The 9,945-nt window shown below is 61.4% G+C and carries 11 protein-coding genes; all 11 read left to right on the forward strand.

From position 1 onward, the window contains the following. The first annotated feature begins 418 nt into the window (after positions 1 to 418). The 11 genes from AU509_RS17360 (at position 419) to AU509_RS17410 (ending at position 9,685) form a co-directional block, all read left to right on the forward strand. Complete coding sequence (locus AU509_RS17360; protein ID WP_254901619.1) at positions 419 to 922, forward strand: Gp37 family protein; 504 nt, start codon at positions 419 to 421, stop codon at positions 920 to 922. Further along, entirely contained in the window at positions 919 to 1,116 is a 198-nt protein-coding gene (locus AU509_RS17365) for a hypothetical protein (RefSeq protein WP_085653711.1), read from the forward strand. The genes AU509_RS17360 and AU509_RS17365 overlap by 4 nt, the downstream gene beginning before the upstream one ends. Next, positions 1,106 to 2,530 (forward strand): phage tail sheath subtilisin-like domain-containing protein, encoded by a 1,425-nt coding sequence (locus AU509_RS17370; RefSeq protein ID WP_085653710.1) that lies wholly within the window; start codon positions 1,106 to 1,108, stop codon positions 2,528 to 2,530. The genes AU509_RS17365 and AU509_RS17370 overlap by 11 nt, the downstream gene beginning before the upstream one ends. Next, complete coding sequence (locus tag AU509_RS17375) at positions 2,530 to 3,051, forward strand: phage major tail tube protein (RefSeq protein ID WP_094118897.1); 522 nt, start codon at positions 2,530 to 2,532, stop codon at positions 3,049 to 3,051. The genes AU509_RS17370 and AU509_RS17375 overlap by 1 nt, the downstream gene beginning before the upstream one ends. A gap of 423 nt (positions 3,052 to 3,474) precedes the next feature. After that, positions 3,475 to 3,795, forward strand: coding sequence for a phage tail assembly protein (locus AU509_RS17380; RefSeq protein WP_094118898.1), 321 nt, complete (start codon positions 3,475 to 3,477; stop codon positions 3,793 to 3,795). Continuing rightward, a complete protein-coding gene (locus tag AU509_RS17385) occupies positions 3,746 to 3,877 on the forward strand; it encodes a GpE family phage tail protein (RefSeq protein WP_071999740.1) in 132 nt (43 codons plus the stop codon). Before AU509_RS17380 ends, AU509_RS17385 begins: the two co-directional genes overlap by 50 nt. Before the next feature lie 221 nt (positions 3,878 to 4,098). Beyond that, the gene (locus AU509_RS17390; protein WP_094118899.1) at positions 4,099 to 6,744 is read left to right on the forward strand and encodes a phage tail tape measure protein; all 2,646 of its coding nucleotides are present in this window, start codon (positions 4,099 to 4,101) and stop codon (positions 6,742 to 6,744) included. Beyond that, a complete protein-coding gene (locus tag AU509_RS17395; RefSeq protein WP_085653706.1) occupies positions 6,744 to 7,637 on the forward strand; it encodes a phage tail protein in 894 nt (297 codons plus the stop codon). Before AU509_RS17390 ends, AU509_RS17395 begins: the two co-directional genes overlap by 1 nt. Continuing rightward, positions 7,637 to 7,849 carry a tail protein X gene (locus AU509_RS17400; RefSeq protein ID WP_085653705.1) on the forward strand — a complete coding sequence of 71 codons (213 nt, stop codon included), beginning with the start codon at positions 7,637 to 7,639 and terminating at the stop codon, positions 7,847 to 7,849. Before AU509_RS17395 ends, AU509_RS17400 begins: the two co-directional genes overlap by 1 nt. Continuing rightward, on the forward strand, positions 7,837 to 8,979 hold the full coding sequence (locus AU509_RS17405; protein ID WP_094118900.1) for a phage late control D family protein: 1,143 nt from the start codon (positions 7,837 to 7,839) through the stop codon (positions 8,977 to 8,979). The genes AU509_RS17400 and AU509_RS17405 overlap by 13 nt, the downstream gene beginning before the upstream one ends. Positions 8,980 to 9,109: 130 nt before the next feature. Beyond that, a complete protein-coding gene (locus tag AU509_RS17410) occupies positions 9,110 to 9,685 on the forward strand; it encodes a phage baseplate assembly protein V (protein WP_094118901.1) in 576 nt (191 codons plus the stop codon). The last annotated feature ends 260 nt before the right edge of the window (positions 9,686 to 9,945 follow it).

The raw sequence follows: 9,945 nt of genomic DNA on the forward strand, positions 1-9,945 counted from the left end.
TCTGGCGATATTTCAAATGCTGCTCTCACCAGTCACCAGTCACCAGTCACCAGTCACCAGTCACCAGTCACCAGTCACCAGTCACCAGTCACCAGTCACCAGTCACCAGTCACCAGTCACCCACACCCACACCCACACCCATTACGCGCCTGTCCGACCCGTTTTTCGGGCATTAAAGAGTAAGGATGTTGCGACGGACCACAACGCAGTGAAAAATCGCAACTTATTGATGTGAAATGTGTTTTTAAATAGGGTTAAAAGCCCAGCCCCCATTTTCCCGCGATACTGACCTCAGTTTACGAAAACAGGACGGTGTCATGCAGTCGATTCAATTTGTTCAGTTCACAACGCGTACCGCGCGGCGCGGCGACGTGCTTCCGGTCTGTGAGCGCTGCGGCGCTCAGACGGCGAACGGCCTATGCCGCGGCGCCATGCGGGGGAACGCGTAATGGACGTCTCACCGATGATTGATGCCGTGGTTGCCCGGATTGCCGAGGCCTTTCCCGGCTTGCAGGTGGAATCTTTCCCCGGAAAACCGGCTGAGTACGTCCTCAGCCATCCTGACGGCGCGATTCTGGTGCGCTACGCCGGCTCTGCGTTCCGCAAGCCGGAAGAGTGCGGGATCGTGCTGCAAACGCAGCTTGTCAAGCTGCGCGCCACCGTCGTGTGCCGCGAATCCAGCGGACAAAACGGGGCCGTGACCGTACTGGATGCGCTGCGGCGCTTGCTGTGCGGACTCCGGCTCCCGAATTGCAGCCGCAAAATCCGGCTGAAGAAAGAGACGGTCGTCGGCAAGGGCAGCAGCGATGGACTGTGGCGTTACACGCTCCGGTTCACCGCGGAAACCCTACAGACCGAAGACGCGTCGCTGCCCGACGGGCCATTACTCACACAAGCCACATACAAGGAAAGCGAAACATGAAATACCGCTACACCGGCCCGACCAGCGGCGTCACGCTGGCTGACGGCACCGAAGTGCTGCTGTTTCCCCAGCGTGCTGTGGAACTGCCTGCCGAGCATGATTACGTGAAAACGTTGGTCGCTCTGGGCCTTCTGCAACCGTTGGAAAACGGCGCTTCTATCACTACTAACGATGAGGTAAACCATGGCAGCTAACTATCTGCATGGGGTCGAAACCGTTGAGGTCGAAACCGGCGCTCGCCCGATCAAGACCGTCAAATCCGCGGTCATCGGCCTGATCGGCACCGCGCCCATGGGGCCGGTCAACGACGTCACGCTGTGCGTGTCTGAAACCAACGCGGCCCAGTTCGGCTCGCAGGTCAGCGGGTTCACCATCCCGCAGGCGCTGGACGCCATTTACGACCACGGCGCCGGTACGGTGCTGGTGATCAACGTGCTCGACCCGGTCAAACACAAGACCTCCGTCGGCAACGCCTCCGTCACGTTCGACAGCACGGGCGCAGCCCAGCTGATCAACCCGGTGGTCTCCAACCTGGTGCTGCGTAAAAACGACGCCGCCCAGCCGTACGTGGAAGGTCAGGACTACACGCTGGATGCGCAGACCGGGAAAATCACCCGCGTCGGCACCAACATCGACAGCGGCAGCACCGTGATCGCCAGCTACGACTTCGCCGATCCGACGAAAGTCACGGCCGCCGACATCATCGGCAGCGTGAACGAAGCGGGCAACCGCACCGGCATGAAACTGCTGAACGACACCTACAACGCCTTCGGCTTCTTCGCGAAGATCCTGATTGCGCCGGTGTACTGCACGCAGAACAGCATCGTGACCGAACTGGTTTCTCTGGCCGACAAACTGGGCGCCGTCGCCTATGTCGATGCGCCGATTGGCACCACGTTCCAGCAGGCCATCAGCGGCCGCGGACCGACTGGCACCATCAACTTCAACACCAGCTCTGACCGCGTGAAGCTGTGCTACCCGCACGTCAAAGTCTACGACGCGAACACCAACAGCGAACGTCTGGAGCCGCTGTCTCAGCGCGCCGCCGGCCTGCGCGCCAAGGTGGATAACGAGAAAGGCTACTGGTGGAGCAGCTCCAACCAGGAAATCTCCGGCATCACCGGCGTAGAACGCCAGCTGTCGGCCATGATTGACGACCCTAACTGCGAAGTGAACCTGCTGAACGAACAGGGCATCACCACGGTGTTCAACAGCTACGGCAGCGGCCTGCGTCTGTGGGGCAACCGTCAGGCGGCCTGGCCGTCCGTGACCCACATGCGCAACTTCGAAAACGTGCGTCGTACCGCTGATGTGATCAACGAATCCATCCGCTACTTCAGCACCCAGTTCATCGACCAGCCGATTAGCCAGGCGCTGATCGACGCGCTGACCGAATCCGTCAACGCCTATGGCCGTACGCTGATCGGCAACGGCGCGCTGTTGGGCTTCAAGTGCTGGTACGACGCCGCGCGCAATGAAGAAACCGAGCTGGCCGCAGGCCATGTGCTGCTGAGCTACAAGTTCACGCCGCCGCCGCCGCTGGAACGTCTGTCTTACGAATCCGAGATCACCTCCGAATACCTGGTGACGCTGAAGGGGAATAGCTAATGGCTAAAATCGAAGTCAATCGCATCACCAATGCGAATATTTATCTGAACGGGGCGAATCTGCTGGGCCGCGCGGAAGAAATCAAACTGCCGGACATCAGCATGATCATGCAGGAGCACAAAGCGCTCGGCATGGTGGGCAAAATCGAACTGCCTTCCGGGTTCGACAAGCTGGAAGGGGAGATCAAATGGAACTCCTTCTACCGCGAAGCGATGCTGGCCACGGCCAACCCGTACAGCGCGTTGTCCTTGCAGTGCCGTTCCAGCGTGGAACGCTACACCGCACAGGGCCGCGTCGACGAAGTGCCGATGATCACCTACCTGACCGTGATGTTTAAGAAGAACCCGCTGGGTACCTTTAAACCGCACGAGAACGCGGAGTTCAGCTCCAGCTTCAACTGCACCTACGTCAAACAGGTGATGGATGGCGAAGACATCCTTGAGCTGGATTATCTGGCCAACATCTTCATGGTCAACGGCGTCGATCAACTGAGCGACTACCGCACCAATATCGGCGGCTAAGGCCGCGTCGCCTGGGGACGACAGCGAATTTTAGACTGTCTTCATCAGGCGACACCCCCGGTCGCGGCTGGCCCTCACGGCAGCCCGACCGATCTGAGAATACCCGCGCCGTGCGGCTTTGCCGGGCGAGCGCACCGGTTCTTACGAGAGCCGACCCGTTTGGGCGAGCGGTACGATTTCGCCGACCGGTGTTTTGATGGTTACCGGTTTTTTCTTTGCCGGGCGGCCATCTCCGACCGACGAAAACGCGGCAGAACGCGCATTCGGTTCGGAGGCGGCACGCCAGCGGGCGAAGGCAGGCGAAGCGTACAGACGACCTGAAAGGGAAAATAAACACGAACGTCGGTGAAACGCCGACCTTTTATCACGAATACCGGCTATCTGCCTCGGCGGCTAGCCCTACATCACACTCTGGAGCACACGATGTCCGATAGCGAAAAGTACCTGTTGCAGTTTCCTTACACCACGCCGGCTGGCGAGCGTCTGACTGAACTGACGCTGACGCGCCTGAAGGCCAAAGACCTGAAAGCGGTCATGAAACTGACCGACAACGCGTCCGACTGGGACAGCCTGCTGCTGGCTCGCGCCAGCAACATGGTGCCGGAAGATCTGGATGAAATGGATCTGGCCGACTTCATGGAGCTGTCCAAACGATTTCAAAAACTGTCTAGCGTGGCTAAGTCCGAAGGGACTGATGGAAGCACAGGCGCTGCTGGCGAGGTGGTTTCGGTTTCAGCCGAGTGAGCTGAATAACTTAACGATCGACGAGTTGGAAGACTGGCTGGAGATGGCCAGGGACCAGATTAAACGTGAGCACGGCGACTGAAGGAGGGAATACCGAGACACGCTCCGCGCGGCGTCGGACGAGAGGAATAGAGTGACAGGCAGACTCTGCCGACCTCCGTCCGAGCCCCGCCTCAGTCGCCGCCGCGCGGGCCGTTCGCAGCCCGTGGCCAACGTCGGTCGTTTTCCCTTCCTGCCCGACCGGGCACCGCCGTATCCCTCTCGCGATCCCTTTTTTTTCATTGGCTTAAGGATAGAACGATCATGGCCAACTTCGATGCATCCTCCAGCGGGGCCGCCGCGTTTCGGCAGTCGCTGCTAGAATATCGCCGTTCGATGGAGTCATTCGACCAGGCGTATCAACGCATGATGACGTCGCAGGTGCGGGTGATGGAGTCGATGGCGCAGGCCGCGAGTCAGGGCGCCCGCCATTTTCAGCGGCTCAACGACGGCATGAAAGATGTCAGCCGCACGCAGGACACCCTGATTTCGCAGCAGACCCGGCTGCAAACGCTCGGCGAGAAATACGAGGCGCTGTCTCAACGGCGGGAAGCGCTGCGCGCGGGCTGGTCTGAGTCCGTCGCCAACGTCAAAGAGACGGCGGCCCCTGTGGTCGACGGGGTCAAGGGCTATGCGGACCAGCAGGCCAGCCTCAGAAATATCACCGTCAGCAACGGGCTGTCCGGCTCGCAGGAGCAACAGATCGCCGCCGCGCTGCGGGAATTCTCCTTGCAAACCCATCAGCGCCAGTCCGTTCTGACGAGCGGGCTGGAGACGCTGATCGACGGCGGCGTCGACCCGATGAAGGGGAAAGATCTGCTGGGCGTCGTCGGCACGGCCGCGGCGGCTACGCAGGCGGATATCCAGCAGATGGCGCGCGTGGGCGCGGCTTTCAACACGCTGAAATTCGATGGCAAACAGGCCGTCACCGGCGCGTTCGACCACATGCTCTCCGGTGCGAAAACGGGCAACCTCGACGTGGCCTCGCTGTCGTCGTCGCTGCCGGGTCTGGCGCGCGGCTTCGAACAGAACGGTATGACCGGCGACGCGGCGCTGAGCCAGATTGTCTCCAGTCTGGCGGTCGGTAAAGCGGCGTCGGGCAGCGACGACACCGCTGTCGCCAATCTCAAAGGGTGGCTGGACACCATCAACAGCAACGACATCGGCGAGCGCTATGCGTCGGCGGGCGTGAACTATCAGGCCTCGATGGCGGACTACATCAAACAAGGATTCTCCACCTACGAAGCCTCGCTGATGATCGGCCAACGTCTGATTGACGACAAAGGCGAGAAATTCAAGCAGGAGTGGCAGGCCGCCGTGGCGAAGGGCGACATGTCCACGCAGGAACGGCTGATGGCGAAGTCCGGCCTGTCCAAGGTCTTCGACAACAACCAGGCGGTGTCGCACCTGCTCAATATGCGTCAGAACTGGAGCGGCTATCAGCAGAGCAAGCAGGCGATGCTCAGCCCGGCGGCGGAAGGGACGACCACGCGCGATGCGTCGGCGCAGAACAATACGCTGAAGGGGCAGTGGCAGCACATGCAGGTGGCGGGCGACAACATGAGCCTCAGCGTGGGCGAAGCGCTTGCGCCAGCGCTGATGGCGGTCGGCAACGCCGTGATGCCGGTGCTGGACGGTTTCTCGCGCTGGATCCAGCTGCATCCCGGCCTGATTCAGGCTGTCGTCGTGGCCCGACAGGCGTTTTCCGTCTTCAAAGCCGCGATCAGCGGGGTGCGCTATGTGCTGAACCTGTTGCAATCGGGCCTGACGCTCGCGCAGTCCGCCTCCACTCGTTTCGGGGGCGCGCTGGGGCGCGGAATGTCGGCGGTCGGCCGGTCAGTGATGAGCGGAATGCGCTCGGTGTCGGGGTGGGTGCGATCCGGCCTGACCGTGGCGCAGTCCGGCATCATGCGCTTTGGCGGCGCGCTGGGGCGCGGCCTGTCAATCGCCGGACGGGCGGTGATGGTGTTCGGCCGTGCGCTGTTAATGAACCCCATCGGCCTGCTGATTACCGGTATCGCGATCGGGGCTTACCTGATTTACCGCTACTGGGAGCCGATCAGCAACTGGTTCAGCGCGCGTTGGGAAGACATTAAAAACGCCTTCCGGGGCGGCATCGGCGGCGTGGGAAAACTGCTGCTCAACTGGTCGCCGCTCGGCATCATTTACAAACTGTTCGCGGGCGTTCTGCGCTATTTCAACATCAACCTGCCGAGCAACCTGAGCGAAGCGGGCGGCAAACTGATCGGCGCGTTGTCGTCGGCCATCAGCAGAAAATGGGAGAGCGTCAAAGCCGTGTTCAGCGGTTTCGGCGGCTCGCTGAGCCAGTGGGCCTCCGAGCTGTGGGAAGGGCTAAAAACCAATTTCAGCGGCGGCATCGGCCGTCTGACCCAAATCCTCGTGGACTGGTCGCCGCTCGGCATTTTCTACAAGCTGTTCTCCGGCGTTCTGAGCTATTTCGGTGTGGATTTACCGGCCAGCTTCAGTGAGTTCGGCAGCCAACTGATCGGCTCGTTGATCTCAGGCATCACGGATAAATGGGAGAAGTTGAAAAGCTTTGTCTCGAATCTGGGCAGCACCATCAGCAGCTGGTTTAACGATGAGGGGAAGGACGACGACAATAGCGCGGATAAAACGATCACCCAGCGTGAACACCCCGTGGTGACGCCGCCGCCGGCCCGCAAGACCGTAGACGATGTGCCGCAGATGCCCGCGAATGGCGCTAACGCCAGCGCGAAAGCGGGGACGGGCGAGGGGCTGAAGCTGACGTTCTCGCCGACCATCCATGTCAACGGCCAGCCCGCGACGGCGACGCCGGACATTAAAAACGCGCTCAATCTGAGCCTGCATGAACTGGAAAAAATGATGCAGAAGGTGATGGAACAGCAGCAACGCCGGGGGTACGCATAATGTTTGCCGTATTGGGAGATATCGAATTCGAGCTGATCGCCTACTGGGACGGCTTTGAGGCGCAGTTCGGCGCGGATTACGCCGAACACGCCCGCATTGAGGGCAAGCCGGGCTTGCAGTTCATCGGCGAAAAGCTGGATGAAATCAGCATCAGCCTGGTGTTCAACCAGATGTTTTGTACGCCGGACGTCGAGCTGGCGCGGCTGCGCAACCTGCTGCGCTCGCATCAGGCGCAGGCGTTGGTCTTCGGCAACGGCGACTATCGCGGCTGGTTCGTGCTGACTCAGGTGCGCGCCACCAGTCAGCAGACCGACAAGTCCGGCAACGTGCTGGCGCTGACGGCGGAAGTGACGCTGCGCGAGTACGTCGGCGACCCGAAAAATCCGTTGGCGATGCCCGCCGTCAACACCGGCGTGCCGAATAGCCAAACGGTAGCGACGGCGACGGCCGCCGCGTCCGGCATCGCCAGCGCGATCCGCACGGCGGTGGGCTACGTCCGCACCGCGCAATCGGTGGTGAAAAACGTCTCTGCGGTGGTGCAGACGGTGCAGAAGATGAAGAACAATCCATCGCAGGCGCTGGGACAGGTGCCGACGCTGCTCACACAGATCGGCACCGCCGTTGAACCGTTGCAGAAAGCCATGCCCGCGCTGGCGACGGTCACGGCGACCTTCCCGGAAGTCAGCCGGGTGGCGAAGGCGGCGGATCAGGCCATCACCTTTGTGAAGAGCGCCCACAAGGCGTTGTCGGGCATTAACGTCAGTACCATTGACGACCTGTCACCTGCGCTGGACGTGGTCGCCACGCAGCTCAGCGCCGCCAGCGACACGCTGGAGAAAGTCGCGCCGGTCGTGAGTTCGCTGACCGCCGCTATCACGACGAGGAGGATTTGATGTTTATCGAGCACATCACCACGCAGGGCGAGCGCTGGGACGCGCTGGCCTACCGGTACTACGGCGATCCGCTGGGCTATGACCGCATTATCGCCGCCAATCCGCACGTGGCCGTCACGCCCGTGCTGGCTTCCGGCATCATGCTGTCGATCCCGGTGATTGAACAGGCTGACGTCGTGCTGACGGAGGACACGCCGCCGTGGCTACGTTAATCGCTCAACCGGCCGCGTCGACGGCCAATCGTGAAGTGCCGCAGCCGATTTTCACGCTGTGGTATCTGCAAAAAGATATCACCAACGATATCGCGCCCTACGTCACGCGGCTGACCTACACAGACGGCATCAAAAACGAGTCGGACACGCTGGAAGTGGAGCTGGACGACACCGACGGTCGTTGGATCGACGCCTGGTATCCGGGAAAAGGCGACACCCTGTCGCTCAAACTGGGCTATCGCGGCGACACCTTGCGGGACTGCGGCGCATTCAGTATCGATGAAATCGAGGTGCGATCGCCGCCCTCGACCGTCTCGATGCGCGGGGTGGCGACGTCCGTCAAAACCGCGCTGCGCACCAAGTCCAGCCGGGGATTCGAAGGCACTACGCTGGCGGCCATCGCCAACCGTATCGCCAAAAAACACAAGCTGGCGCTGGTCGGCAGCATCGCGCCGATCACGTTTGACCGCATCACGCAGTACGCGGAAACCGATGTCGCTTTTTTGCGACGGTTGGCCAGCGAGTACGGCTATGCGGTGAAGGTGACCAGCACCCAACTGATCTTCTCGCATCTGGGCGCGCTGCGCAGCCAGACGCCGGTGAAGACGTTCACCCGCAACGACGTCGCCAGCTTCTCGATGCGCGACACCATCAGTCACGTGTACGAAGGGGCGAAGATCAAGCATCAGGACCCCGCGAAGAAGCAGTTGGTGACCTACAAGGCTGACGGAACGCAGTCCGGCGACGACAGCGCGACCAGCGCGGATACGCTCAACGTCAACAGCCGGACGACCGGCAAAGACACGGCGGAGCTGAAGGCCAACGCGGCGCTGGATCAGCACAACGAACAGCAGGAGAGCGGGCAGCTGACGCTGATGGGCGCCACCTCGCTGATCGCGGGCAACAAAATTTCGCTGAGCGGTTTCGGCCGCTTTTCCGGCGACTGGTTGCTGAATCAGGTGCGGCATTCGCTCACGCGCGACGGCGGTTACGTCAGCGAGCTGGAGATTGTCCGCGGTCCGGTGACCAAGGGCGCTCGCAAGGCGACGACCGGGCAATCCAATACGCTGTCCGTCTATCACCCCGACGGCAGCACGACGCAAACCACGAAAAAAGAGGGCGCATCATGATGAATGCGAGCCACGAGTCCGTCCGCGGTCTGTTGACCCAGAGCGCCTGCGCAGCGATAGCTCGCAGATTGACGATGCCCCATCACCGCGAGGGCGGTTTTCATCTAACGATGGGGAGAGAGGAGCACGTATGACATCGTTACGCGTTGGCACCGTGAGTGCCGTTGATGCCGCGGGCGTGCGCGCCCGTGTGCGGCTGCCGGAGTGCGACAACCTGCGCACCGCCTGGCTGGAGGTGTTGCAGCGCAACACGCAGAATAACAAGGACTATTGGCTGCCGGACGTCGGCGAACAGGTGCGTATTTTGCTGGACGACAATGGCGAAGACGGCGTGATCCTCGGCGCGATTTATTCGAGCGTCGATACGCCGCCGGTCAATAACGCGCAGGCGCGCGGCTGCACCTACTCGGACGGCGCGGCGTTCTATTACGATCGCGCGACGCACACGTTGACGGTCAATGGCGGTATTCAGCACATCGTCATCGAAACGCAGGCGGATGTGGTGGTGAAAACACCGCGCGCTACCGTCGACTCGCCCGACACAACCTTCACCGGCAATGTGCTGGTGCAGGGGAAGCTCACCTATCAGGGCGACATGGTCGGTACGGCGGCGACTATCCAGGGCAACGTCACCGTCAACGGCAACGTCAGCGCCACCGGCTCCGTCATGGACGCGGGCGGCAACTCCAATCACCACTCACACTGACCGTCACGCGGGGGAGGGCGGGGATATCAGCCCCGTCTTTCCGCCATCGGGCGTATCAGCGCCGCTGGCTCCGTCATGGATGCGGGCGGCCATGCTCATCGCCGGTCGCACGCGTGTTTCAGCATGATCTGTAATCACACACCAAATTGAGTGTGTCTTGATGCTCGATGAGGGTTGCCCTCCGCGAAGCGCGGTCATACGCTGCGACACCCGACACCCGACACCCGACACCCGACACCCGACACCCGACACCCCGACAC

The organism is Lonsdalea britannica (assembly GCF_002111595.1).
Taxonomy (GTDB): Bacteria; Pseudomonadota; Gammaproteobacteria; order Enterobacterales; family Enterobacteriaceae; genus Lonsdalea; species Lonsdalea britannica.